The following is a 23,557-nucleotide window of genomic DNA, read 5'->3' on the forward strand; positions in this document are numbered from 1 at the left end:
TCACGCCGTGAAGCGGCCGGTGCGCTTGATCTCCGGGTAGTCGGTGGTGGCACCGTCGAGTCCCAGGGCCCGCACCAGTCTGAGGTGGTCCTGGGTGTTCACCACCCAGCCGATGATCCGCAGCCCGGCCTTCCGCGCCTGCTCCACGGTCTCCAGGGTGAGCCGGCGGATGTCGAGACAGACGGTCGATGCCCCGGCCGCGACCGCCCGCTCCACGATGCCGGTGTCGTACCGGCTCGCGATGAGCGCCGTACGGACGCCGGGCACCAGGCGGGCGGTCTCCGCGATCGCCTCGTCGTGGAACGAGGACACCTCGACCCGCTCGGCCAGGTCCCGTCCGTTCATCACCTCGGCCAGGGCGCGGGCGGCCTGGACGTCCTTGATCTCGGCCTGGAGCGGCGCCCGGACGGCGTCGAGCACCTCCTCGAAGACGGGAACCCGCTCGCCCCGCCCGGCGTCCAGGGCACGCAGCTCGGCGAGGGTCTTGTCGGCGATCGCGCCCGTGCCGTCCGTGGTGCGGTCCACCTCCGTGTCGTGCATGACGACGAGCGCGCCGTCCTTGCTCAGGTGCAGGTCGAGTTCGATGACGTCGAGTCCCGCCTCCTGGGCGGCGACGAAGGACCGGAGGGTGTTCTCGGGCTCGACACCCATGACTCCGCGGTGACCGATGGTGAGGAAGTTCAAGATCCGACTCGCTTCCGTCGACGGCGGCGGGGGGCCGCGTCCCTACGGCCCTCCTGGACCGTATCGCCTGTGCCCGCCGCGTCCAGAGGCTGAACCCGGATCGCAGACACCGCCGCCCACCCCGGTGGCACACAGGAAAAAATGCGGTGAAGCCCGGGGTGAGGCAGGATAATTTCCTGAGGTGTCCCTTGCTGGGAGAAACCCCATATGTATACGGTCCTCTTACGCGAGGTTCTCCTGTGGAGGATGGGACATGACGGAAATTCTTGTGCAGGTGGGTGCCGAGGGACAGGTTCCTCCGGCGACCAGGGTGGTGGAGCACCCGGCATGGCCCGTGCTCAAGGATGCCGTGGAGCGGATCCGGCCCTGGCAGTCCAAGGACGGCTCGATCGACTTCGACGCCGACGGAGCCCCGGACCGCGCCGACGCCGAGCGCGCGGTGCGCACCGTGACCGGTGCCGTCGAAGAGCTCTCCCCGCTGCTCCCGCACGACCGCGCCTACCACGAGGCCCTGGCCGAGGACCTGGCCCGCTGGGCCGAGGGCGGCTTCGAGGTGCCCGACTTCCTCGACTCGCTGCTGGCCTTCCAGCCGGCCGCGAACCGCGTGGACGGCCTCCAGCACCTGGTGGTCTTCCCGATGTACACGCAGAACGGCAACCCCGACCGCAACCTCGAGGCGGTCGTCCTGCGCATGGTCTGGCCCGACTGGCTGGCCGAACTGGAGCGCACCCGCTACGACAACCCGCTGTTCTGCGGCATCACCTTCGAGGACTTCACCGCGGGCTACGACACCAACTCCGCGGTCCTCTTCCCCGAGACCATCGCCGTGCGCGAGGCCCCCGAGCGCTTCACCTGGGGCGGCATCTTCTGCGACCGCGAAGCCGCCCGCTTCCGGCGGGTCACCGAGGCCGCGGTCGACGTCCTGGGCCTGGAGCTGCCCGAGGACGTCGCCGCGATGGTGCACGACCAGAAGCGCTGCGAAGAGGCGTTCGTGCTCTGGGACATGGTCCACGACCGCACCCACAGCCACGGCGACCTGCCGTTCGACCCGTTCATGATCAAGCAGCGCCAGCCGTTCTGGATGTACGGCCTGGAGGAGCTGCGCTGTGACCTCACCGCCTTCAAGGAGGCCGTGAAGCTGGCCGGCGACGGCGTCCCGCAGGCCCGTGACGTGCAGGTCGCGGTGCTCTTCGACCGGATGTTCCGCTTCCCCGTCACCGGCGCGCGCGTACGCAACTACGACGGCCTCGGCGGCCAGCTCCTCTTCGCCTACCTGCACAAGCACGATGTCGTCCGCTGGACCGACAACAAGCTCTCCATCGACTGGGAGCGCGCCCCGCGGGTCACCAACCAGCTGTGCGCCGAGATCGAGACGCTGTACCGCGACGGCATCGACCGCCCCAAGCTCGTCCACTGGTTCGCCGGGTACGAGCTGGTCTCCTCCTACCTCTCCCCGCACCCGGGCTCCACGTGGGCCAAGGGCCCTGACGCCCTCGACCTGACGCAGCCGCCGCGCAAGCTCGTCGACGACGTGCTTCCGGACGAGTTTCCGCTGAGCATGTTCTATGAGGCACTGTCCAAGAAGCTGAAGAACGTGATCGCCTCGACCAAGGGCATCACGGCGGACGGTGCCGAGCGGGTCGCCGCGTGAGCGATCGCCGGACCACAACTGCTCAGGAGGCGGGAACCATGGGGAACGGGGCGCTCGACGGTGCGGTGATCGCGGTGGCCGGAGCGGGGGGACCCGCGGGCCGGGCGGCACTGCTCAGGCTGGCCGAGGCGGGGGCGACCGTCGTCGGCTCGGACAACGACCCGGAGCGGCTGGCGGAGGCCGTGGACGCGGCGCGCTACGCGCACGGCGGCGCCACCGTCACCGGTGACACGGTCGACCTGCTCGACCTGCACTCCACCCGCGAGTGGGCCGCCCGCACCGAGAAGGAGTTCGGCCGGATCGACGGCCTGGTCCACCTCGTCGGCGGCTGGCGCGGCAGCGAGACCTTCACCAAGACCAGCCTGGACGACTGGGACTTCCTGGAGCTGCTGCTGGTGCGCACCGTGCAGCACACCTCCCTCGCCTTCCACGAGGCGCTCCAGCGCAGCGACCGCGGCCGGTACGTCCTGATCAGCGCGGCCGGCGCCACCAGGCCCACCGCGGGCAACGCCGCCTACGCCGCCGGCAAGGCCGCCGCCGAGGCGTGGACGCTGGCCATGGCCGACTACTTCCGCAAGGCCGGGGGTGAGCGGGGGCCGACGTCGGCGGCTGCGATCCTGGTGGTGAAGGCGCTGGTGCACGACGCGATGCGCGCCGACCGCCCCAACGCGAAGTTCGCGGGCTTCACGGACGTCAAGGACCTGGCCGAGGCCATCGTCGGCGTCTGGGACAAGCCCGCCGCGGAAGTGAACGGAAACCGTCTGTGGCTGACCGAGAAGCCGTGAACCCACCGAGGACCGACGCGCGTCGTCATCACGACCCGGACGTCCGCGGTTTCGCCAGCGACAACTACGCCGGGGTCCACCCGGAGGTGCTCGCCGCCCTGGCCCTGGCCAACGGCGGGCACCAGGTCGCGTACGGCGAGGACGCGTACACCGAGAACCTCCAGCAGGTGATCCGCAGCCACTTCGGCCCCACCGCCGAGGCGTTCCCGGTGTTCAACGGCACCGGTGCCAACGTCGTCGCGCTCCAGGCGGTCACCGACCGCTGGGGCGCGGTGATCTGCGCCGAGAGCGCCCACATCAACGTGGACGAGGGCGGCGCCCCGGAGCGGGTCGGCGGCATCAAGCTGCTCACCGTGCCCACCCCGGACGGCAAGCTCACCCCCGAGCTGATCGACCGGCAGGCGTACGGCTGGGACGACGAGCACCGCGCGATGCCGCAGGTGGTCTCCATAGCCCAGACCACCGAGCTGGGCACCGTGTACACCCCGGACGAGATCCGCGCCATCTGCGAGCACGCCCACGCGCACGGCATGAAGGTGCACGTCGACGGCTCCCGGCTGGCCAACGCCGCCGCCACGCTGGACGTGCCGCTGCGCACCTTCACCAACGCGGTCGGCGTCGACCTGCTCTCGCTGGGCGGCACCAAGAACGGCGCCCTGTTCGGCGAGGCGGTCGTGGTGCTGAACCCGGACGGCATCCGGCACCTGAGGCACCTGCGCAAGCTGTCCATGCAGCTCGCGTCCAAGATGCGCTTCGTCTCGGTGCAGCTGGAGGCCCTGCTCGCCCGTGACCTGTGGCTGCGCAGCGCCCGGCACGCCAACGAGATGGCCCAGCGCCTGGCCGAGGGCGTGCGCGCCGTGCACGGCGTGGAGATCCTCTACCCGGTCCAGGCCAACGCGGTCTTCGCACGGCTGCCGCACGACGTGAGCGAACGCCTGCAGAAGCGGTTCCGCTTCTACTTCTGGGACGAGGCGGCCGGCGACGTCCGCTGGATGTGCGCCTTCGACACCACCGAGGACGACGTGGACGTGTTCGTGGCCGCACTCAAGGAGGAGATGGCCCGCTAGCGGTGCATGCATAGGTATGCGGTCGACCGGAAATGCATTGACTGCCGGTCGGTCGCGTACTTATGCTCTGACGGCATGCAGCTGATCCAGGAAAACCCGGACCTCTCCGCCTATCTGGTCGCCGACGAGGCGATCGACCATCACCATCCGCTGGTCCGCGAGACGGCGGCGCGGCTTGCCGCAGGAGTGGCCGACTCGTATGAATATGCGCGGGTGGCCTTCGAGTTCGTGCGCGACACCATCCCGCACTCCCAGGACTCCGGCGATCCCCGGGTCACCTGGCGCGCCTCCGACGTCCTGGAGCAGCGCACCGGCGTCTGCTACGCCAAGGCCCACGCGCTGGCCGCGCTGCTGCGGGCCGAGGACATCCCGACCGCGCTGTGCTACCAGAATCTCGGCGTCGTGCACGGCCTGGTCGCCGTGCGGTTCCGCGGTACCTGGCACCGGCAGGACCCGCGGGGCAACAAGCCCGGGGTGGACGCGCGGTTCTCCCTGGACGGCGAGCGGCTGGCCTTCGCTCCCGATCCGGCGTCCGGCGAGACCGACCACCCGGTCCTGTACGCCGCGCCGCACCCGGTCGTACTGAACGCCCTGAGGTCCGCCCCCGACCGCCCGCACCTGTGGCGGACGCTCCCCACCGTACTGGGAGACGAGAGCAGCCTGCCGTAACCGCCGTAGCTGCGGGCAGTCGCACCGACGTACTGCCGTAGCTGCGGGCAGTCGCACCGACGTACTGCCGTAGCTGCGGGCAGTCGTGCCTCCCCCAGTGCCTTAAGGGCCTGGGAGGTACCCCCAGGGCGGCACGGGTGGGCGCAGCGGCACCCAGCAAGCGCCGGCGGTGTTGGTGCGGGCCGGGAGGAACAGCGCAGCCCGGCGCTGACGGGGTGCCGTCGCGCCCACCCTCCCCCACTCTCGGCTTCGCTCGAGCGGAGGGACCCCCATCGCCCTGCGGCACGACTGCCCGCGGAGAGCGGGCAGATGCGGCGCGGCCGGCCGCGGTGGTGTCAGCGTGCCTCGGCCTCGCGGACCTGTTCCGGGGTCGGGGCCGTGCCGCCGAGGTGGGCCGGCATCCACCAGGTGTCGTCCGGGCCCTTGGGGCGCACCGGATAGGCCCGCTGCGCCGCCTCCAGCAGTTCCTGCACACGCTCGCGCAGCTGCCGGGTGAGCGCGCCCGCGTACTTGTCCCTGGACGCCTCGATCGCCTCGCCCACGCGGATGGTGATCGGGGTGTGGCTGCGCCCGAAGTTGCGCGGGTGTCCCTTCGTCCACAGCCGCTGCGTGCCCCACAACGCCATCGGGACCAGCGGCACGCCGGCCTCCTGGGCCAGGCGCGCGGCACCCGACTTGAAGCTCTTCAGCGTGAACGACTGGGAGATCGTCGCCTCCGGGAAGACGCCCACGATCTCCCCCGACCGCAGCGACCGCAGCGCGTGCTCGTACGCCGCCTCGCCCCGCTCGCGGTCCACCGGGATGTGCTTCATGCCGCGCATCAGCGGACCGGAGATCCGGTGCCGGAAGACGGACTCCTTCGCCATGAAACGGACGAGTCGTTTCTGGGGGAGCGCCGCCAGGCCGTTGAAGACGAAGTCCAGGTAGCTGATGTGATTGCTCACCAGCACGGCGCCGCCCGAGCGCGGTATGTTCTCCGACCCCTGGCAGTCGATCTTGAGGTCCCACGCCTTGAACAAGGTGCGGGCGAAACCGACGACGGGCCGGTAGACGAGTTCTGCCATGGGCGGGTCGGAAACCTTTCCTTCTCTGCCTGGGAAGGAGGCTCCCAGTCGAAGTTACGCAGCCGTAGGTTTTACGGCTTGTCGCAGATGGTGCCCGAAGAACGGCCGGTGAACCAGCCCTGGTGCCTGTCGTCGGCGAGATTCTCGTCACGTCCACCCCTTGATCCACCTCGGACTTTGTGCGTACGGGCGGGAATGCCCGCGCCCCCGGCGGTGCTGGACATCGTCGACGGGTGATCCGTGAGAGGAGTGCGCGAGTGCGGGACGGGGACGACGGAGGACGGCCCGGCATGCCGGAACCGTGGGCCGGGCCGGAGGCCGGACTGGGGGAGCGCGCCACCCTGGTGCAGTTCTCCAGTGCCTTCTGCGCGCCCTGCCGGGCGACCCGGAGGGTGCTCGCCGAGGTGGCCGCGCTGGTGCCGGGTGTGGCCCACGTGGAGATCGACGCCGAGGCCCGTCTGGACCTCGTACGCCGTCTGGGGATCGTGAGGACGCCGACGGTGCTGGTCCTCGACGCGGCAGGCCGGATCGTACGGCGCGCGACCGGACAGCCGCGCAAGGCCGATGTGATTGCCGCGCTCGGGGAGGCCCTGTGAGGGCCGGCCGGGCCGTGGTGAGGCATCTCCCACATCACGGGAGCGACTTGACTGTGCGTGCCACCCGTCGTCAGCCTGACCCCATGCCTTCGGAACTCCTTCGCCTCCGGCGGGTACCCGGCCGCCCGGCGGTCGCCGCCCGCGCCGCGCGTGTGCGCCGACCGGGCCGGTGAGCAGCCGCGAACCCGTTCGTCACCTCCCGCGGAAGGACGTTCTCATGACGGCCACGTCCGGCCCGGGCACCGCCCGGCCCGCCTCGCCCGAGCTGTTGCGCTCCGTCTTCCGCAGGCACGCGGCGGGCGTCGCCGTGATCACCGCGCGCGGCCACCGCGGACCGGTCGGCTTCACCGCCACCTCCCTCGCCTCCGTCTCCGCCGAGCCCCCGATGCTCTCCTTCGGCATCGGTACCGGGAGCTCCAGCTGGCCGGCGATCGCGACGGGCGGCCACGTCGGCGTGCACGTCCTCGGGGAGCACCAGCGGGAGCTGGCGGAGACCTTCGCGCGCAGCGGCGCCGACCGCTTCGGTCCGGCCACCGCCTGGCAGGAGGGGCCGGAGGGGGTTCCGGTGCTGGACGACGTCCCGGCCTGGATGGTGTGCGAGGTGGTGGCCCGGGTGCCCGCCGGGGACCACCGGATCGTGATCGCCGAGGTCCTGCTCGGCGACCCCACCGGCCGCGGCCGTCCGCTCCTCTACCACCAGGGACGCTTCAGCGGCCTGCGCGACTGAGGCGGGGCTCCCCCTGGTCGCGGACCCGTCGAGTTCCGGTTACGCTGCGTTGCGAAGGTCACAGTTCAAAGCGCTTGCTTAGCGGGAAAGAACTGGGTGTACTGACGAGTAATATTTCGGTCGGAGCGCGGGCCGCCCCGGCCGGGACCGCCCGCTTCAGGCGCCTATGCTGCCTGTGCAGGCAGGCAGCCAGAAATGACGATGCAGTAGGAGAGCCGGCGTGAGCTTGAGGATCGTTGTCACCGTGAAGTACGTGCCCGACGCCACCGGCGACCGGCACTTCGCCGATGACCTGACCGTCGACCGTGACGACGTGGACGGTCTGCTCTCCGAACTGGACGAGTACGCGGTCGAGCAGGCGCTGCAGATCTCGGAGAACTCCGACGACGACGTGGAGATCACCGTCCTGACGGTGGGCCCCGAGGACGCCAAGGACGCCCTGCGCAAGGCGCTGTCCATGGGCGCGGACAAGGCGATCCACGTCGAGGACGACGACCTGCACGGCACCGACGCCATCGGCACCTCCCTGGTCCTGGCCAAGGCGATCGAGAAGGCCGGCTACGACCTGGTCGTCTCCGGCATGGCCTCCACCGACGGCACCATGGGCGTCGTGCCGGCGCTGCTGGCGGAGCGTCTGGGTGTGCCGCAGGTGACCCTGCTGTCCGAGGTGTCCGTCGAGGACGGCACGGTCAAGGGCCGCCGCGACGGTGACACCGCCTCCGAGCGGCTCGAGGCCTCGCTGCCGGCCGTGGTGTCGGTCACCGACCAGTCGGGCGAGGCCCGTTACCCGTCCTTCAAGGGCATCATGGCGGCCAAGAAGAAGCCGGTTCAGTCCTGGGACCTGTCCGACCTCGACATCGACGAGGACGAGGTCGGCCTGGAGGGCGCCTACACGGTCGTCGAGTCGGCGGCCGAGCGTCCGGCCCGCACCGCCGGCACGATCGTCAAGGACGAGGGCGAGGGCGGTAAGCAGCTCGCCGCCTTCCTCGCGGAGCGAAAGTTCGTCTGACACGGCCTCGCGAGCCAGAGGTTCGTCTGAGCCGCGAGGCTCAACTCGCTTCCCGCCCCTCACACTTCGCAAGCAGGAGAGAAGAAGTCCCATGGCTGAAGTTCTCGTCTACGTCGACCACGTGGACGGTGCCGTCCGCAAGCCCACCCTGGAGCTGCTGACCCTGGCCCGCCGCATCGGCGAGCCCGTCGCCGTCGCGCTGGGCAACGGGGCCGGTGACACCGCCGCCGCGCTCGCCGAGCACGGCGCGGTGAAGGTCCTCACCGACGATGCCGCCGAGTACGCCGACTACCTGGTGGTCCCGAAGGTGGACGCGCTGCAGGCCGCCGTCGGGGCCGTCTCCCCGGCCGCCGTCCTGGTCCCGTCCTCCGCCGAGGGCAAGGAGATCGCCGCCCGCCTGGCGCTGCGTCTCGGTTCGGGCGTCATCACCGACGCCGTCGACCTGGAGGCCGGCGACGAGGGCCCGGTGGCCACCCAGTCGGTGTTCGCCGCCGGTTACACCACCAAGTCCCGTGTCTCCAAGGGCACCCCGGTCATCACGGTCAAGCCGAACTCGGCCGCCGTGGAGGCCGCCCCGGCCGCGGGCGCGGTCGAAGCCCTGTCGGTGACCTTCTCCGCGCAGGCGACCGGCACCAAGGTCACCGGCCGCACGCCGCGCGAGTCGACGGGCCGTCCGGAGCTGACCGAGGCCGCGATCGTGGTCTCCGGTGGCCGCGGTGTCAACGGCGCGGAGAACTTCGCGATCATCGAGGCGCTCGCCGACTCGCTCGGCGCGGCCGTCGGTGCCTCGCGCGCCGCCGTCGACGCCGGCTGGTACCCGCACACCAACCAGGTCGGCCAGACCGGCAAGTCGGTCTCGCCGCAGCTCTACATCGCCTCCGGCATCTCCGGTGCGATCCAGCACCGCGCCGGCATGCAGACCTCGAAGACCATCGTGGCCGTCAACAAGGACGCCGAGGCCCCGATCTTCGACCTGGTCGACTACGGCGTCGTCGGCGACCTGTTCGACGTCGTGCCGCAGCTCACCGAGGAGATCAAGACCCGCAAGGGCTGATCACCCCGAGCCGTACGAGGCCCCCGCGACCGCTCCGGTCGCGGGGGCCTCGGCGCGTCACCGCCGGGGAAGGACGCCCGGGCCGGTGCTGTACTGGAGAACGGGAGAGCGGCGGAGGCGCTCCGGCACGGGCGGACGGTGCCGGACGGGCGTGAGCGTGAGGAGGCGGGGGAGCGGACCCGGGGCGCAGGACGGGTGTTGACCGGGGGAGGGAGGCCCGATAACTTCATTCAACGGATTGTTGATTCCGTATTGCGGAATTCGGGAGGGTGTGGGATGGGCCAGGGGCGGCAGGAGCGGGTGGCGACAAGTCTCGCGGGCGCCGTCACCGAGGAGATCGGCGCCTCCCTCGCACCGGTCGACGCCGAACTGGAGCGCCGCTACCCCGGAGACCCCGGCACCCGTCAGCCCGTCCACACCGTCTACGTCCCCGGTGACGTCTTCGCCGCCGGCACCCTCCGCACCTGGGGCGACCGGGCCCTCGCCGCGCTCGACGAACACGCCCCGGACGCCGCCTCCTTCGCCGCCGTCCTCGGGCTCGGCGACGACCTGGCCGAGGACGTGTACGGCCGCGTCCGCGCCAAACTGGAGCGCGAGCCGGTGGAAGACCTGCGTGTCGACTTCGAGGACGGCTACGGCAGGCGCCCCGACGCCGAGGAGGACGAGGCCGCGGCCCGTGCGGCCCGGCTGATCGCCGAGGCGTACGCGGCCGGCACCGCGGCTCCGTACATGGGCATCCGCGTGAAGTGCCTGGAGGCCGCCGTCCGCGACCGGGGCATCCGCACCCTCGACATCTTCCTCACCGGTCTCACGGAGGCCGGCGGCCTGCCCGACGGGCTGGTCCTGACCCTGCCCAAGGTCACGTACCCCGAGCAGGTCACCGCCATGGCCCGCCTCCTCGGCGCCTTCGAGGAGGCGCGCGGCCTCGAACCCGGCCGGATCGGCTTCGAGATCCAGATCGAGACCAGCCAGGCCGTCCTCGCCGCCGACGGCACCGCCACCGTCGCCCGCATGATCCAGGCCGCCGGGGGCCGCGCCACCGGGCTGCACTACGGCACCTACGACTACAGCGCCTGCCTCGGCGTCTCCGCCGCGCACCAGGCGAGCGACCACCCGGCCGCCGACCACGCCAAGGCCGTCATGCAGGTCGCCGCCGCGGGCACCGGCGTACGCCTCTCGGACGGTTCCACCAACGTGCTGCCCGTCGGCCCCACGGAGCGGGTCCACGACGCCTGGCGGCTGCACTACGGCCTCACCCGCCGCGCCCTCGCCCGCGCCTACTACCAGGGCTGGGACATGCACCCCGGCCACCTCCCCACCCGCTACGCGGCCGTCTTCGCCTTCTACCGCGAGGGCTTCGCGCAGGCCGCCGCCCGCCTCGCCCGGTACGCCGACCGGGCCGGCGGCGACATCATGGACGAACCCGCCACCGCCAAGGCCCTCGCCGGACACCTGCTGCGCGGCCTGGACTGCGGCGCCCTGGGCGCCGCCGAGGTGGCGCGCCCGACCTCGCTGTCCCGCGCCGACCTGGAGGTCCTCGCACGGTAGTCCTGGTCGCACCCGCTTGCCCCACCTATCGAATTTCGATAGTTTTCCATCGTGATTCGATTCGAGGAGGAGCGATGGGACGGCTGACCGTGGTCGCGTTGCGCATCGTGATGGTGACGCTGCTGGCGGGTTCCCTGGGGATCCAGGCGGTGATGGTGCCGCTGATGGCGAGCGACCTCGAAGGGCTGGACGCGGAGTACTCGTACCTGCGCGTCCCGCTCCTCCTCGTCGTGGTCCTCGGGGTCATGACGGCCCAGGTCGTCCTGGTCTGCGTCTGGCGGCTGGTGACGATGGCGCGGCGCGGGACCGTCTTCTCCCACGCCGCCTTCCGCTACGTGCACACCGTCATCGGCGCGTTCGTCGCCGCGGCGCTGCTGGTGTTCGCGCTCGGAGCGCTCCTCGCGCCCGGCGAGGCCGTGGCCCCCGGCATCGTGGCACTGCTGGGCGGGGCCGGTCTGGCGATCCTGGGCATCGCCCTGGTCGTGCTCGTCCTGCGGATGCTGCTGGCGCAGGCCGTCGCGCGCGACGTCGAGGCGACGCGGATGCGGGCCGAACTGGCCGAGGTGATCTGATGCCGATCGCCGTCGACATCGACGTGATGCTGGCCAAGCGGAAGATGTCCGTGGGTGAACTCGCCGAACGCGTCGGCATCACACCGGCCAATCTGGCGGTGCTCAAGAACGGCCGCGCCAAGGCGGTGCGCTTCACGACCCTCGCCGCGCTCTGCGACGTGCTCGAGTGCCAGCCGGGCGACCTGCTGCGCTGGGAACCCGACGACACCCGGCCCTGACCCGTCACCCGTGCCCCCGCCTCGGCAGCGGTGCCGGTGACGCGCCGGTGCCAGGACGTCCGTACCGCCCGGACCCCGCATACCGCTCCAGGCCGCAGACCGTCACCAGCCCCTCCTCGGCGAACAGCCGGGTGCCCCGCGCACACAGCCGGAGGTCGGCGCGGGCCCGCGCGCAGAACTCCTCGGGGGAGGCGCCGAACAGCTCCCGCAGTCCGGGCACGTGCGCGAGCAGATCGGTGAGCAGCGCCCGCTGGCCCGGATGGGCGCGCGGGACACCGGTGCCGTCGTGCAGCACACCGTGGCGGTTCACGTACGCGTACGCGCCGGGGAGCACGGAGCCGTCGGCGAGTTCGACGCGCACATCGGGTGCGGGCAGCCAGGCACGGTGGAAGTTGCCGTCCGGCCGCGGTGCGCCCTCGCTCGCGTCGACCACCGCGAGCTGCCGGGCGTCGAGCCAGAGGACGAACAGCTCCCGCACCGTCCCCGGGGCGCGGACCGGCGAGTGGGACACATAGCCCATACGGCTGACGTGCGCCGAGACACCGATGCCGACGCCCGTCACCCGCGTCCGCACCATGGGCACCGGTGTGATGACCCCGGACTCGGCCATCTTGTGCCGCAGCTGACCGGGACAGGCGTTGGAGCCGACCGCGAGCACGGGCACGCGGTCCTCGTACACCAGGCGGTCCAGCGGCAGCAGCCGGTTTCCGTCGAGCAGCCCCGAATCCCGCGGCCAGGCGCCCGGATACAGCAGCGGGTGCTCGCGTGGGGCCTTCTCCAGCCCCAGCGCCCGCAGGGTGCGGTCCTCCTCCGACGGCACCGCCCGCTCAGTCCGCCGGGGGCAGCTCGCCGGAGCCGCGGGTGATCAGCCGGGTGGGGAGCTCGATGCGTTCCGGGGTGAGCAGGGTGCCGTCCAGCTGGCGGAAGAGCCGCTCGGCCGCGGTCCGGCCGAGGGCCGCCGCGTCCTGGGCGACGACCGTGAGACCGGGCTGGAGCAGGTCGGCGAGTTCGATGTCGTCGAAGCCGACCAGGGCGACCCGGCGGGTGTGCCCGGCCAGGACCCGGATCACGGTGACCGTCACCCGGTTGTTGCCCGTGAAGATCGCGGTGACCGGGTCCGGTCCGGAGAGCATCTCCTCGGCCGCCCGGCGCACCCGCTCCGGGTCGGTGATGCCCAGCGACATCCAGGAGTCCGCCACCGTTATCCCCGCGTCCTCCATGGCGGTCCGGTAGCCGCGCAGCCGCTCGGCCGCGGTGTGGATGCGGGGCATGTCGCCGATGAAGCCGATCCTGCGATGACCGTGCGCAATCAGGTGGCTCACGCCGTCGTGGGCGCCGCCGAAGTTGTCCGACACGACGACGTCCGCGTCGATGCGCCCGGCCGGACGGTCCACGAAGACGGTGGCGACGCCCGCCTTGATCTCCGGATCCAGATAGCGGTGGTCGTCCCCGGCCGGGATCACCACCAGACCGTCCACCCGCCGGGCGCACAGCGCCAGCACCAGTTCCTGCTCGCGGTCGGCGTCCTCCGCGCTGGAGCCGTTGATCAGCAGGGCGCCGTGCGCGCGGGCCACCTCCTCGACCGCCCGGCTCAGCGGCCCGTAGAACGGGTCCGCGAGATCCTCCAGGACCAGACCGATGCTGGCGGTGCGGCCCTTGCGCAGCACGCGGGCGCTGTCGTTGCGGCGGAAGGCGAGCGCGTCGATCGCCTCCTGGACACGGCGCTCCGTCTCCGGTGTGACACCTGGCTCGCCGTTGACCACACGGGAGACCGTCTTGAGCCCGACGCCGGCGCGCGCGGCCACGTCCTTCATCGTCGGACGGTTGCCGTAACGGGTCCCTGGGACGCGGTCGGTGCGGCGGGTCGTCTCCGGCACGGTGCGGTGTCCTGTCCTGTCGGCCACGGGATGAGATAGGTCCATGGGCTTGTATGAGGATGTGGCGTCGAGCATAGAGCCTGGACAACGTTGTCAGGCTCGGGAGACACTGTCCAACGCACACTCCGGCCCACACCTCGCCGTACGACCGGACCGTTGCTCGTGCTCCATGTGTTGCCTCGTGCTCGCACATGGTCGTTCTCGGCGATTTTCTGATGCTTCAACGGGGAGATCCGACACTGATGCACACCGACCTCGTGGCCGCGCTCGACATCGGCGGCACCAAGATCGCGGGCGCGCTGGTGGACGGCCAGGGCCGGATCCTGGTCCGTGCCCAGCGGCCGACGCCCGCGCGGGAGAACGGTGAGACCGTGATGCGGGCGGTCGAGGCGGTGCTCGGTGAGCTCACCGCGTCCCCGCTGTGGCACCACGCCGGCGCGGTGGGCATCGGCAGCGCCGGCCCCGTGGACGCCTCCGCCGGCACGGTGAGCCCGGTCAACGTGCCCGGCTGGCGCGGCTACCCGCTCGTCGCCCGGGTCCGGGAGGCGGCCGGGGGCCTGCCCGTGGAGCTGATCGGCGACGGAGTGGCGATCACGGCCGCCGAACACTGGCAGGGCGCCGCCCGCGGCCACGACAACGCGCTGTGCATGGTCGTCTCGACCGGGGTCGGCGGCGGCCTGGTGCTCGGCGGCCGGCTGCACCCCGGGCCCACCGGCAACGCCGGCCACATCGGCCACATCAGCGTGGACCTCGACGGCGACCTGTGCCCGTGCGGTTCGCGCGGCTGCGTGGAGCGCATCGCGAGCGGCCCCAACATCGCCCGCCGCGCCCTGGACGACGGCTGGCGTCCGGGCCCGGACGGAGACACCTCCGCCGCCGCGGTGGCCGCCGCTGCCCGCGCCGGGGACCCGGTGGCCGTGGCGTCCTTCGAGCGGGCGGCCAGGGCGCTGGCCGCCGGGATCGCGGCCACCGCGACACTCGTCGAGATCGACATCGCCGTGATCGGCGGGGGCGTGGGCAAGGCGGGCGAGGTCCTCTTCGCCCCCCTCCGCAAGGCCCTCACCGAGTACGCCACCCTGTCCTTCGTCCAGCGCCTCGCCGTGGCCCCGGCCCGGATGGGCACGGACGCGGGCCTGGTGGGCGCGGCGGCGGCGGCGCTGGCGGGCAGGACGGACACGGCGGTGGCGGGGGTCTGAGGACCGCGGGACGGCGGGCGGCCGGGGCCCGGGAACCGCGCGCGTGACCTCGGGGCCGTTCCGGCCGTTGTGGCGGGTATGAAGAAGCGCAGCATGCTGGCCCTCGCCTCCCTCGCCACCGGTTTCGTCGTCGCGGCCGTCACCCCGTCGCACGCGGTCGCCGACGGTGCCGCCCCGCTCGGCGTCGACGACACCCTCGGCACCCTCGACCGGACCGTCGCCGAGGACAACACCCTGGACCTGGACGTCGACCGGGGCACCAAGGCCTGACAGGACCCCTCACGGCACGGCCGTACGGCGCCGGCGGCCCCTGGGACCACAGGGGCGCCGGTGCCGTTCTCGTGCGTTCTCTCCCGGATCTGGTTTCCGTGGCAGGGTGGAGCGGGCAAGCCACAGGGGGCCAACAGAAGAGGGGGAAACGTGATCGTCTGGGTCAACGGCGCGTTCGGTGCGGGAAAGACCACCACCGCGCACGAACTGATCGAGCTGATCCCGAACAGCACGCTCTTCGACCCCGAGGTCATCGGCGGAGCACTGGAACGGTTGCTCCCGCCCAAGTGCCTCGCCGAGGTCGGCGATTTCCAGGACCTCCCGATCTGGCGACGACTCGTGATCGACACGGCGGCCGCGATGCTCGCCGAGCTCGGCGGGACCCTCGTGGTCCCCATGACCCTGCTGCGCCAGGAGTACCGCGACGAGATCTTCGGCGGGCTCGCCGCCCGGCGCATACCGGTGAGGCATGTCCTCCTCGCCCCGGCGGAAACGATCCTGCGCGAGCGCATAGCCGCCCGTGAGTTCCCGGCGGACCTCCCCGACGGAGAGATACGCGTCCGGCAATGGTCGTACGACCACATCGAGCCGTACAAGGCGGCCCTCGCCGCCTGGCTCACCGCCGACGCCTACCCGGTCGACAGCGGAACCCTCAGCCCCTACGAGACCGCCCTGCGGATAGCCGAGGCGGTCGGCAGCGGGGAGGCGCCGGCCTGCGACATCGTGCAGACACCCGAGCCCACCGCCGAGACGGTCGCCGCCGGGGTGCTGCTCTTCGACGAGCAGGACCGGGTGCTGCTCGTCGACCCGACCTACAAGCCGGGCTGGGAGTTCCCGGGCGGGGTCGTGGAACGTGGTGAGGCTCCCGCGCGGGCGGGCATGCGCGAGGTCGCCGAGGAGACCGGGATCCGCCTCGACGACGTACCGGCGCTCCTCGTCGTCGACTGGGAGCCGCCCGCGCCGCCCGGATTCGGCGGCCTGCGGCTGCTCTTCGACGGCGGCCGTCTCGACTCCGCGGCCGCCGGACGCCTCCTGCTGCCCGGCCCGGAACTGCGCGGCTGGCGCTTCGCCTCCGAGGCCGAGGCCGCCGATCTGCTGCCCCCGGTCCGCTACGAACGGCTGCGCAGAGCGCTGCGGGCACGGGAACGCGGGAAGGCGATGTACCTGGAGGCCGGGGTGCCGGTCGGCTGAGGCCGTCGGTCAGTCCGGGACCCGGCCCGCTCCGCCGGCTTCCGCCGCGCCCCTGTCCGCCCGGTCCACCGCCGCACGCAGTGCCCGGGCCGCGCCTTCGGTCACCGGTTCGCCGTGGCCGAAGCAGGCCACCTCCGCGTCGAGAGCGGCCAGCCGGTGACAGGCGGCGAGGACCTGCCGCCGGTCGAGGTTGAACACGCCCGGCATCACGGTGCCGTCCACGGGCGAGGCGGCCACCGTGTCGCCGGTGAACAGCACGCCGTACCGGGGCAGGTGCAGCGCGACGCTGCCGAGCGTGTGTCCCGGCACGTGCACGACGTGCGCCCCGCCGCCCACGTCGAGGACGTCGCCGTCCGACAGCTCCACGACCCTGGCCGGGCGTTCGAAGTCTCCCGGAGGGAGAAGCCGCGCCGCCCGCTCGTGCAGGGGCCGCTCCCACTCCTCGAACACCGGGGGCGGACCCGGAACCTCACCGCGTACGTGCGGTGCGTCCAGCCGGTGGGCCAGCACCTCGGCACCGGTGAGCGCCGCCACCTCGGCCGCCCCGCCGGCGTGGTCCTCGTGGAAGTGGGTGAGCACCACGCGGCGTACGTCCCGTGGGTGCCGGCCGAGCGCGGTCACGGCCTTGGCGATCGCCGCCCCGGAACCCGCCGGCCCCGCGTCGATCAGCGTCAGCCCCTCCTCGTGCCCTTCCCCGCCGTCGCGCCAGAGGTACGCCTGACCGACGGGGAAGCGCAGGAGATGGAGGCGGGGGTGGAGCTCTACGACGTCCATGGGACGACCGTAGGGCGAAGCCCCCGCCCGCGGACGGGGACTCTGCTGTCGGCAGAGCGGCGGACCGCTCCCCTCGGCGTCAGTTCGCGCCGGACGCGTAGGTGCGCAGGAACAGCGCCTCCGTGACCGACAGCCGCTCGAGTTCGTCGGGGGAGACGCTCTCGTTCACCGCGTGGATCTGGGCCTCCGGCTCGCTCAGGCCGATGAGCAGGATCTCCGCCTTCGGGTAGAGGGCGGCGAGGGTGTTGCACAGAGGGATCGAGCCGCCCTGGCCGGCGTACTGCATCTCCTGGCCCGGGTACGCGACCGCCATCGCGTCGGCCATGGCCTGGTAGGCCGGGCTGGTGGTGTCCGCGCGGAACGCCTGCCCCTGGCCGATCTGTTCGGTGCTCACCCGCGCACCCCACGGCGTGTGCGCCTCCACGTGCGCACACAGGAGCCTCGTCGCCTCGGCCGCGTCGACGCCCGGCGGCACCCGCAGGCTGATCAGCGCGCGGGCGCTCGCCTGCACCGACGGCGTGGCGCCGACCACCGGCGGGCAGTCGATGCCGAGCACGGTCACCGCGGGGCGCGCCCAGATGCGGTCGGCGACCGTGCCGGAACCGATCAGCTCCACACCGTCCAGCACCTTGGCGTCCTTGCGGAACTGCTCGTCGTCGTACCGCAGTCCGTCCCACGTCTCGTCGCCGGCCAGCCCGTCGACGGTGGTGGAGCCGTCCTCGGCGCGCAGCGAGTCCAGTACGCGCACCAGCGCGGCCAGCGCGTCCGGCGCGGCCCCGCCGAACTGGCCGGAGTGCAGGTTGCCCTCCAGGGTGTCGATCCGCACCCGGACGAGCGTCATGCCGCGCAGGGTGGAGGTGACCGTCGGCAGACCGGCGCGGAAGTTGCCCGCGTCGCCGATCACGATGGTGTCGGCCGTCAGCAGGTCGGGGTGCTCCTCGGCGTACCGCTCCAGGCCGCCGGTGCCCTGCTCCTCCGAACCCTCGACGATCACCTTGACGTGCACGGGGACGCCGCCGTTCGCCTTCAGCGCGCGCAGCGCCAGCAGGTGCATGATCACGCCGCCCTTGCAGTCGGCGGCCCCGCGCCCGTACCAGCGACCGTCGCGCTCGGTCAGCTCGAACGGCGGGGTGGCCCAGCCGGCCTCGTCCAGCGGCGGCTGCACGTCGTAGTGCGCGTACAGCAGCACGGTCTTCGCGCCCTCCGGGCCCGGCAGACAGCCGTACACCGACTGCGTGCCGTCCGGGGTGTCGAGCAGCGCCACGTCCTGGAAGCCCTCGGCGGTGAGCGCGTCCGCGATCCAGCGCGCGGCACCCTCGCTCTCCTCGCGCGGGAACTGGCCGAAGTCCGCCACCGACTTGAAGGCCACCAGCTCGGCGAGCTCCTCCTTCGCCCTGGGCATCAGCGAGGCGACGGTCGCGGCGACCGGATTCGACGACATGGGCACGCTCCTTGTGGGTGCGACGTTGGAACTTCCGCGGACATCTTCGTACGAGATGATCGCGCGGTGTGCGTGAGGACCCGTGTACGGGGCACCCACGCCGCCGATCCTCCCACAGTGGCCCGAGGTGATCGCCGCCGTAGGATGCGGGAGGACATCAGCGGCAGGCGGCTGGATCGGGAGCAGTAGACCATCGTGAGCAGCGAGAACTCTTCGGCGGACGACGTACAGCAGGTGTGGGACGTCGTCGTGGTGGGCGCGGGACCCGCGGGGGCCTCGGCCGCCTACGCGGCGGCGGTCGCGGGACGGCGCGTGCTGTTGCTGGAGAAGGCGGAGCTGCCGCGCTACAAAACGTGCGGCGGCGGCATCATCGGCCCCTCCCGCGATTCGCTCCCTCCCGGCTTCGAGCTGCCGTTCAAGGACCGGGTGCACGCGGTGACGTTCTCCCACAACGGCCGCTTCAGCCGCACCCGCCGCTCCCGGCAGATGCTGTTCGGGCTGATCAACCGGCCCGAGTTCGACCAGCAGCTCGTGGAGCACGCGCAGAAGGCGGGTGCCGAGCTGCGCACCGGCGTCGCCGTGCAGCGGGTGGAGCAGCACGGCTCGGCCGTACCGGACCGGCGCACGGTCGCCGTCGTCCTGCAGGGCGGCGAGACGGTGCTCGCGCGGGCCGTGGTCGGCGCGGACGGCAGCGCCGGCCGCATAGGGGCCCACGTCGGCGTCAAGCTGGACCAGGTCGACCTGGGCCTGGAGGCGGAGATCCCGGTGCCGGAGACGGTCGCCGAGGACTGGAAGGGGCGGGTGCTCATCGACTGGGGCCCGATGCCCGGCAGTTACGGCTGGGTCTTCCCCAAGGGGGACACGCTCACCGTCGGTGTGATCTCGCGGCGGGGCGAAGGCGCGGCGACCAAGCGCTACTTGGAGGACTTCATCGGGCGGCTCGGCCTCGCCGGCTTCGAACCGAGCATCTCCTCCGGCCACTTGACCCGCTGCCGCGCCGACGACTCGCCGCTGTCGCGGGGGCGGGTGCTGGTGTGCGGGGACGCGGCGGGGCTGCTGGAGCCGTGGACCCGCGAGGGCATCTCCTTCGCGCTGCGCTCGGGCCGGCTGGCGGGGGAGTGGGCGGTGCGGATCGCCGAGGCGCACGACGCGGTGGACACGCGCCGGCAGGCGCTGAACTACGCCTTCGCCGTCAAGGCGGGGCTCGGCGTGGAGATGAGCGTCGGCAAGCGGATGCTGGCGGCGTTCGAGCGGCGTCCGGGGGTGTTCCACGCGGTCCTCACCGGTTTCCGCCCGGCCTGGAAGGCGTTCAAGGACATCACGCAGGGCTCGACGACGCTCGGCGAGCTGGTCCGCACCCACCCGTTGGCGCACCGCGCGCTGATGGCGCTGGACCGGCGTCCCGCGGGTGACGAGGTCAGCTCCTGACGGTGATCCGGAAGACCGGGTGGTCCTGGGCGGCCGCGGCGATCTCCTCGTCGGAGGACCGGGCGGTGACCCCCTGGAAGTACTGGTTCACCTCCCAGCCCCACTTCTCCAGGTAGGTCCGCAGGATCGGGAGCTTCTCCTCGTCGGGAAGCTCCACGGCCGTGAAGGCGCGGACCTTGCGTCCCACGCGCAGCTCCCCGCCGCCGGCGGCGCGCATGTTGCGCACCCACTGGGAGTGACCGCGCGCCGAGACCAGGTACCGCTCGCCGTCGTGGGTGTGCGGGTTGACCGGGATGCGCTGCATCTGTCCGCTCTTGCGGCCGCGGACGGACATCTCCGCGGTTCCGGCGAGGCTGACGCCGTGCCGGGCCAGCCAGCCGATGACGCTGTTGAACCGGATGGCCAGGGGGCTGCCTTTGAGGTAGTACGGCGCGGACGGTGACATCGGTGACTCCCGGGTCGAAGCGGTGGTGAGAGCGGCGCTCTCTTTTGTGAGCGCTGCTCTCGCGGTGTGCCTTCAGTCTGCACGATGCCGGTGCGGCAAAGCAAGAGCACTGCTCTCGTATGCGTTCACCGCTCTTGTTTGTGTGCACTGCTCTGGATTCATGGAACACTGGTCCGCATGAGCAGCACCGCACATGGCGCCCGTGCCCGGGCCAGGATCGAAGTCACCGCGGCCATCAAGGAAGAGGCCCGCAGCCAGCTCGCGAAGGAGGGCGCCGTCAAGCTCTCGCTGCGGGCCGTCGCCCGCGAGCTCGGCATGGCCTCCTCCGCGCTCTACCGCTACTTCCCCAGCCGCGACGACCTGCTGACCGCGCTCATCATCGACGCCTACGACTCCCTCGGCGCGGCGGCCGAAGAGGCCCGGGACGCGGCCGCCGACGTCGGACCGGTGCGGCGGTGGACCGCCGTGTGCGAGGGCGTGCGCCGCTGGGCGCTCGGGCACCCGCACGAGTACGCGCTGATCTACGGCACACCGGTGCCCGGCTACACCGCGCCCGAGACGACCGTGCCGGCCGCCGCCCGCTCCGCCCTCGTCATCATCGGCATCCTCCGCGAGGCGCACCAGGGCCTCGGCCTCGCCAAACCCCCGCTGCCGGCCGAGCTGAGGCCCGAGGCCGTGCGCATGGCCGCCGACCTCGCCCCCGACCTGCCGCCCGAGGTGGTGGTGACGATGGTGGCCGCCTGGGCCCAGTTGTTCGGGCTGATCGGGTTCGAGCTGTTCGGGCAGTTCAACCGGGTGGTGGAGGACCGCGACACGTTCTTCCGCCATGCGGTGGGGCAGCTCGCGCACTCCGTGGGGCTGGTGCACCAGCAGCAGGGTCCCCTGGCCGCACCGGGCGGACCCGCCGTCGGGCCGTCGTAGGAGGCCGGGCGGACGGACGTACTCCGCCGGGAGTACGCGTGATCACCACGCCGGGCCGACGCCGCACCGGGCGTCCGGCGTCTAGCGTGACGGACATGGACGAGCAGCGCGGATCCGGCGGCGGGCCGCCGGGGTGGTGGCGCCCGGGGCGGCGGCCGTTCCGGCACGGCCCGCCCGGCGGGATCCGCCGGGCCCACGAGGACGACGGGGCTTTCGGAGCCCACGGAGCCCATGGAGCCGCAGCCACCGAAGGCGGCGAGACCCCGCGCCCCCGGTGGCCCTGGCGTTCCACCGTGCTGCTCACGGTGTTCGTGCTGGCCGGCTCCGGCTTCGCCGAGCACGCCCAGGAGGGCGAGCGGGTCGCCCTGGACCCCTTCGGGCGGATCCTGCTGTTCCTGGCGGGCGCGCTTCTGCTGTGGCGCGGGCGTCACCCCGTGCCCGTCGTGTTCGCCACCGTGGCCGCCGTCCTGCTCTACACCGGGGCCGGATACCCGTACGGACCGGTGTTCCTCACCGTCGCCGTCGCCTGCTTCAGTGCCGTCGTCTCGGGGCACCGGCATGCCGCGTGGGCGGCGATGGGGACGTTCTGGGCGGGACACGCGCTGATCGCCCATGTGCTGTACGGACGGCTGCCGCCCTCCGGCGACGAGGCGCCCTCCTGGAACCAGGAGATCGTGATCGCCACCTGGGTGGTGGCGCTCGTGGCGGTGTCGGAACTGGCCCGGATCCGCCGTGAGCAGTGGGCGCGGGAGCGGGCCGAGCGGGCCCGGGCGGCACGGCGGCGCGCGGACGAGGAGCGGCTGCGGATCGCCCGCGAACTGCACGACGTCCTCGCGCACAGCATCTCCGTCATCAATGTGCAGGCGGGCGTCGGTCTCGCCCTGCTGGACAGCGACCCGGAGCAGGCGCGCAGCGCGCTCACCACCATCAAGGCCAAGAGCAAGGAGGCGCTCGGGGAGGTGCGTCAGGTGCTCGACACACTGCGCGCGCCGGGCGCCGCGCCGCGCGCCCCGGCGCCCGGCCTGGACCGGCTGCCCGAACTGGTGGAACAGGCCGCGAGCGCGGGCCTCACGGTGACGGTCGAGGGGGAGCCGCCGCATCTGCCGCCCGGCGCGGACCTGGCGGCCTTCCGCATCGTCCAGGAGGCCCTTACCAATGTCGTACGGCACTCGGGCTCACGCGAGGCACGGGTGCGGATCGAACGGGACGCGGGGCGGCTGCGGCTGCGCGTCGACGACGACGGGCCCGCCACCGGCGCCGACGCGGGCGGCAGCGGGAACGGGCTCGCCGGGATGAGGGAGCGGGCCGCCGCGCTGAATGGCACCATCGAGGCGGGCCCGCGCCCGGACGGAGGCTTCCGGGTGCTCGTCGTACTGCCGATCGAGGCCGAGGAGGACCGGTGATCCGCGTACTGCTCGCCGACGACCAGTCACTGGTCCGGGCGGGATTCCGCGCGCTGCTGGACGCGCAGCCGGACATCGAGGTGGTGGGGGAGGCGTCCGACGGCGCTCAGGCCGTGCGGCTGATCCGCGAACTGCGGCCCGACGTCGTGCTGATGGACATCCGGATGCCCGCGCTCGACGGCCTGGCCGCCACCCGCCGCGTGACCGGGGACAAGGACCTGGGGGACGTGAAGGTGGTCATGCTCACCACCTTCGAGCTCGACGAGTACGTCTTCGAGGCGATCCGCTCGGGCGCCTCGGGCTTCCTGGTCAAGGACACCGAGCCGGAGGAACTGCTGCGCGCGGTGCGGGCGGTGGTGGAGGGCGACGCCCTGCTCTCGCCGGGGGTGACCCGCCGGCTGATCGCCGAGTTCGCGGCCCGTTCCAAGGAACCGGCCGCCGCCGGCGCCCTGTCCGGGCTCACCGAGCGGGAGCGGGAGGTCATGGCGCTGGTCGGCATCGGCCTGTCCAACGAGGAGATCGCCCGCCGGCTGGTCGTCAGCCCGCTCACCGCGAAGACCCACGTCAGCCGCACGATGGTGAAACTGGGTGCCCGCGACCGGGCCCAACTGGTGGTGCTGGCCTACGAGTCGGGGTTGGTGCGGCCGGGCTGGCTGGGCTGACCCGCCCGCCGGAACCGGACCAGCACGGATACCGTGCGGACGGCGAACAGCACCGCCGCGAGCACGAGTCCGGTGTGGTACAGCACCGTCTCGAAGAGGCCCGGAAGCTCGAAGAGCAGCGCCGGCCCCGCCACCGCCCCGAGGACGACCACCGCCGCGAACGCCGCGCTGCACAGCGCGTACCCGGTCTCCACGGTGATCGCGTCCCGCTCGGCCTGGCTCCGCCGTCCCCCGTACCCCGTCACGCCCGCCCCCCGCATCCGGCCACCCGAGGAGTCAAACAGGCGCGCGCCCCGGCGGGCAAG

General features: G+C 72.4%; 26 protein-coding genes. 18 read left to right on the forward strand and 8 right to left on the reverse strand.

The window, feature by feature from the left end; genetic code table 11:
* On the reverse strand, nt 1-684 hold the full coding sequence (locus tag IH50_RS0123615) for a glycerophosphodiester phosphodiesterase (RefSeq protein WP_030865766.1): 684 nt from the start codon (nt 682-684) through the stop codon (nt 1-3).
* 253 nt (nt 685-937) lie between these two features.
* Here IH50_RS0123615 and IH50_RS0123620 point away from each other — a divergent pair, with 253 nt between their 5' ends.
* From IH50_RS0123620 to IH50_RS0123635, 4 genes are all read left to right on the forward strand, one after another.
* Complete coding sequence (locus tag IH50_RS0123620; protein WP_030865769.1) at nt 938-2,335, forward strand: DUF6421 family protein; 1,398 nt, start codon at nt 938-940, stop codon at nt 2,333-2,335.
* A 38-nt stretch (nt 2,336-2,373) separates the two neighbouring features.
* Nucleotides 2,374-3,120, forward strand: a complete 747-nt coding sequence (locus tag IH50_RS0123625; protein ID WP_030865773.1) for an SDR family oxidoreductase — start codon at nt 2,374-2,376, stop codon at nt 3,118-3,120.
* Nucleotides 3,117-4,187 (forward strand): threonine aldolase family protein, encoded by a 1,071-nt coding sequence (locus IH50_RS0123630; RefSeq protein WP_030865778.1) that lies wholly within the window; start codon nt 3,117-3,119, stop codon nt 4,185-4,187. The genes IH50_RS0123625 and IH50_RS0123630 overlap by 4 nt, the downstream gene beginning before the upstream one ends.
* A gap of 75 nt (nt 4,188-4,262) precedes the next feature.
* Entirely contained in the window at nt 4,263-4,856 is a 594-nt protein-coding gene (locus IH50_RS0123635) for a transglutaminase domain-containing protein (RefSeq protein ID WP_030865780.1), read from the forward strand.
* A 335-nt stretch (nt 4,857-5,191) separates the two neighbouring features.
* Here the strand turns inward: IH50_RS0123635 and IH50_RS0123640 are convergent, their stop codons facing one another.
* Nucleotides 5,192-5,920, reverse strand: a complete 729-nt coding sequence (locus IH50_RS0123640; protein ID WP_030865782.1) for a lysophospholipid acyltransferase family protein — start codon at nt 5,918-5,920, stop codon at nt 5,192-5,194.
* Nucleotides 5,921-6,210: 290 nt separating this feature from the next.
* On the opposite strand from IH50_RS0123640, the gene IH50_RS0123645 reads away from it, so the two are divergent.
* The 7 genes from IH50_RS0123645 (at nt 6,211) to IH50_RS0123675 (ending at nt 11,644) form a co-directional block, all read left to right on the forward strand.
* On the forward strand, nt 6,211-6,516 hold the full coding sequence (locus IH50_RS0123645; protein WP_078914083.1) for a TlpA family protein disulfide reductase: 306 nt from the start codon (nt 6,211-6,213) through the stop codon (nt 6,514-6,516).
* Between the two features lie 217 nt (nt 6,517-6,733).
* Nucleotides 6,734-7,243 carry a flavin reductase family protein gene (locus IH50_RS0123650; RefSeq protein WP_030865787.1) on the forward strand — a complete coding sequence of 170 codons (510 nt, stop codon included), beginning with the start codon at nt 6,734-6,736 and terminating at the stop codon, nt 7,241-7,243.
* A 220-nt stretch (nt 7,244-7,463) separates the two neighbouring features.
* Complete coding sequence (locus IH50_RS0123655) at nt 7,464-8,252, forward strand: electron transfer flavoprotein subunit beta/FixA family protein (protein WP_030865789.1); 789 nt, start codon at nt 7,464-7,466, stop codon at nt 8,250-8,252.
* 91 nt (nt 8,253-8,343) lie between these two features.
* Nucleotides 8,344-9,306: an electron transfer flavoprotein subunit alpha/FixB family protein gene (locus tag IH50_RS0123660; RefSeq protein WP_030865790.1), complete on the forward strand. Its 963-nt coding sequence runs from the start codon at nt 8,344-8,346 to the stop codon at nt 9,304-9,306.
* A gap of 276 nt (nt 9,307-9,582) precedes the next feature.
* Nucleotides 9,583-10,854 (forward strand): DUF6986 family protein, encoded by a 1,272-nt coding sequence (locus IH50_RS0123665; RefSeq protein ID WP_030865793.1) that lies wholly within the window; start codon nt 9,583-9,585, stop codon nt 10,852-10,854.
* 74 nt (nt 10,855-10,928) lie between these two features.
* A complete protein-coding gene (locus tag IH50_RS0123670) occupies nt 10,929-11,426 on the forward strand; it encodes a DUF2975 domain-containing protein (RefSeq protein ID WP_030865794.1) in 498 nt (165 codons plus the stop codon).
* The gene (locus IH50_RS0123675; RefSeq protein ID WP_030865797.1) at nt 11,426-11,644 is read left to right on the forward strand and encodes a helix-turn-helix domain-containing protein; all 219 of its coding nucleotides are present in this window, start codon (nt 11,426-11,428) and stop codon (nt 11,642-11,644) included. Before IH50_RS0123670 ends, IH50_RS0123675 begins: the two co-directional genes overlap by 1 nt.
* Before the next feature lie 4 nt (nt 11,645-11,648).
* Here the strand turns inward: IH50_RS0123675 and IH50_RS0123680 are convergent, their stop codons facing one another.
* A complete protein-coding gene (locus tag IH50_RS0123680; RefSeq protein ID WP_030865798.1) occupies nt 11,649-12,464 on the reverse strand; it encodes a hypothetical protein in 816 nt (271 codons plus the stop codon).
* A 7-nt stretch (nt 12,465-12,471) separates the two neighbouring features.
* Nucleotides 12,472-13,566 carry a LacI family DNA-binding transcriptional regulator gene (locus IH50_RS0123685; protein ID WP_199822124.1) on the reverse strand — a complete coding sequence of 365 codons (1,095 nt, stop codon included), beginning with the start codon at nt 13,564-13,566 and terminating at the stop codon, nt 12,472-12,474.
* Nucleotides 13,567-13,763: 197 nt separating this feature from the next.
* On the opposite strand from IH50_RS0123685, the gene IH50_RS0123690 reads away from it, so the two are divergent.
* The 3 genes from IH50_RS0123690 to IH50_RS0123700 all read left to right on the forward strand — a co-directional run bounded on the left by IH50_RS0123690 (nt 13,764) and on the right by IH50_RS0123700 (nt 16,178).
* Nucleotides 13,764-14,717: an ROK family protein gene (locus tag IH50_RS0123690; RefSeq protein ID WP_030865803.1), complete on the forward strand. Its 954-nt coding sequence runs from the start codon at nt 13,764-13,766 to the stop codon at nt 14,715-14,717.
* Between the two features lie 78 nt (nt 14,718-14,795).
* Entirely contained in the window at nt 14,796-14,987 is a 192-nt protein-coding gene (locus IH50_RS0123695; RefSeq protein ID WP_030865805.1) for a hypothetical protein, read from the forward strand.
* 150 nt (nt 14,988-15,137) lie between these two features.
* A complete protein-coding gene (locus tag IH50_RS0123700) occupies nt 15,138-16,178 on the forward strand; it encodes an NUDIX hydrolase (protein WP_030865807.1) in 1,041 nt (346 codons plus the stop codon).
* A gap of 9 nt (nt 16,179-16,187) precedes the next feature.
* On the opposite strand, the gene IH50_RS0123705 is transcribed toward IH50_RS0123700, so the two are convergent.
* Both IH50_RS0123705 and IH50_RS0123710 read right to left on the reverse strand, forming a co-directional pair.
* Entirely contained in the window at nt 16,188-16,952 is a 765-nt protein-coding gene (locus tag IH50_RS0123705; RefSeq protein WP_051767423.1) for an MBL fold metallo-hydrolase, read from the reverse strand.
* Between the two features lie 79 nt (nt 16,953-17,031).
* A complete protein-coding gene (locus tag IH50_RS0123710) occupies nt 17,032-18,393 on the reverse strand; it encodes a dipeptidase (RefSeq protein ID WP_030865812.1) in 1,362 nt (453 codons plus the stop codon).
* Between the two features lie 195 nt (nt 18,394-18,588).
* On the opposite strand from IH50_RS0123710, the gene IH50_RS0123715 reads away from it, so the two are divergent.
* Nucleotides 18,589-19,821 (forward strand): geranylgeranyl reductase family protein, encoded by a 1,233-nt coding sequence (locus IH50_RS0123715; protein WP_030865815.1) that lies wholly within the window; start codon nt 18,589-18,591, stop codon nt 19,819-19,821.
* Here the strand turns inward: IH50_RS0123715 and IH50_RS0123720 are convergent.
* On the reverse strand, nt 19,811-20,266 hold the full coding sequence (locus tag IH50_RS0123720) for a nitroreductase family deazaflavin-dependent oxidoreductase (RefSeq protein WP_030865818.1): 456 nt from the start codon (nt 20,264-20,266) through the stop codon (nt 19,811-19,813). The genes IH50_RS0123715 and IH50_RS0123720 overlap by 11 nt on opposite strands.
* Before the next feature lie 177 nt (nt 20,267-20,443).
* Here IH50_RS0123720 and IH50_RS0123725 point away from each other — a divergent pair, with 177 nt between their 5' ends.
* From IH50_RS0123725 to IH50_RS0123735, 3 genes are all read left to right on the forward strand, one after another.
* The gene (locus IH50_RS0123725) at nt 20,444-21,187 is read left to right on the forward strand and encodes a TetR/AcrR family transcriptional regulator (RefSeq protein ID WP_037872750.1); all 744 of its coding nucleotides are present in this window, start codon (nt 20,444-20,446) and stop codon (nt 21,185-21,187) included.
* A gap of 95 nt (nt 21,188-21,282) precedes the next feature.
* The gene (locus tag IH50_RS0123730; protein WP_051767424.1) at nt 21,283-22,590 is read left to right on the forward strand and encodes a sensor histidine kinase; all 1,308 of its coding nucleotides are present in this window, start codon (nt 21,283-21,285) and stop codon (nt 22,588-22,590) included.
* Nucleotides 22,587-23,252, forward strand: coding sequence for a response regulator (locus IH50_RS0123735; protein ID WP_030865828.1), 666 nt, complete (start codon nt 22,587-22,589; stop codon nt 23,250-23,252). The genes IH50_RS0123730 and IH50_RS0123735 overlap by 4 nt, the downstream gene beginning before the upstream one ends.
* On the opposite strand, the gene IH50_RS0123740 is transcribed toward IH50_RS0123735, so the two are convergent.
* Entirely contained in the window at nt 23,213-23,497 is a 285-nt protein-coding gene (locus tag IH50_RS0123740; RefSeq protein WP_107062128.1) for a DUF6332 family protein, read from the reverse strand. The two genes, IH50_RS0123735 and IH50_RS0123740, sit on opposite strands and share 40 nt — an antisense overlap.
* Between the last annotated feature and the right edge of the window lie 60 nt (nt 23,498-23,557).

This window comes from Streptomyces sp. NRRL S-37 (genome assembly GCF_000721605.1).
Lineage (GTDB): Bacteria > Actinomycetota > Actinomycetes > Streptomycetales > Streptomycetaceae > Streptomyces.

Coding starts and splice junctions, on each gene's coding strand:
- IH50_RS0123670 (WP_030865794.1), top strand. CDS start 10,929: ATGGGACGGCTGACCGTGGTCGCGTTGCGCATCGTGATGGTGACGCTG.
- IH50_RS0123730 (WP_051767424.1), top strand. CDS start 21,283: ATGGACGAGCAGCGCGGATCCGGCGGCGGGCCGCCGGGGTGGTGGCGC.
- IH50_RS0123705 (WP_051767423.1), bottom strand. CDS start 16,952: ATGGACGTCGTAGAGCTCCACCCCCGCCTCCATCTCCTGCGCTTCCCC.
- IH50_RS0123685 (WP_199822124.1), bottom strand. CDS start 13,566: ATGGACCTATCTCATCCCGTGGCCGACAGGACAGGACACCGCACCGTG.
- IH50_RS0123635 (WP_030865780.1), top strand. CDS start 4,263: ATGCAGCTGATCCAGGAAAACCCGGACCTCTCCGCCTATCTGGTCGCC.
- IH50_RS0123620 (WP_030865769.1), top strand. CDS start 938: ATGACGGAAATTCTTGTGCAGGTGGGTGCCGAGGGACAGGTTCCTCCG.
- IH50_RS0123695 (WP_030865805.1), top strand. CDS start 14,796: ATGAAGAAGCGCAGCATGCTGGCCCTCGCCTCCCTCGCCACCGGTTTC.
- IH50_RS0123675 (WP_030865797.1), top strand. CDS start 11,426: ATGCCGATCGCCGTCGACATCGACGTGATGCTGGCCAAGCGGAAGATG.
- IH50_RS0123645 (WP_078914083.1), top strand. CDS start 6,211: ATGCCGGAACCGTGGGCCGGGCCGGAGGCCGGACTGGGGGAGCGCGCC.
- IH50_RS0123720 (WP_030865818.1), bottom strand. CDS start 20,266: ATGTCACCGTCCGCGCCGTACTACCTCAAAGGCAGCCCCCTGGCCATC.
- IH50_RS0123690 (WP_030865803.1), top strand. CDS start 13,764: ATGCACACCGACCTCGTGGCCGCGCTCGACATCGGCGGCACCAAGATC.
- IH50_RS0123725 (WP_037872750.1), top strand. CDS start 20,444: ATGAGCAGCACCGCACATGGCGCCCGTGCCCGGGCCAGGATCGAAGTC.
- IH50_RS0123625 (WP_030865773.1), top strand. CDS start 2,374: ATGGGGAACGGGGCGCTCGACGGTGCGGTGATCGCGGTGGCCGGAGCG.
- IH50_RS0123660 (WP_030865790.1), top strand. CDS start 8,344: ATGGCTGAAGTTCTCGTCTACGTCGACCACGTGGACGGTGCCGTCCGC.
- IH50_RS0123665 (WP_030865793.1), top strand. CDS start 9,583: ATGGGCCAGGGGCGGCAGGAGCGGGTGGCGACAAGTCTCGCGGGCGCC.
- IH50_RS0123710 (WP_030865812.1), bottom strand. CDS start 18,393: ATGTCGTCGAATCCGGTCGCCGCGACCGTCGCCTCGCTGATGCCCAGG.
- IH50_RS0123640 (WP_030865782.1), bottom strand. CDS start 5,920: ATGGCAGAACTCGTCTACCGGCCCGTCGTCGGTTTCGCCCGCACCTTG.
- IH50_RS0123650 (WP_030865787.1), top strand. CDS start 6,734: ATGACGGCCACGTCCGGCCCGGGCACCGCCCGGCCCGCCTCGCCCGAG.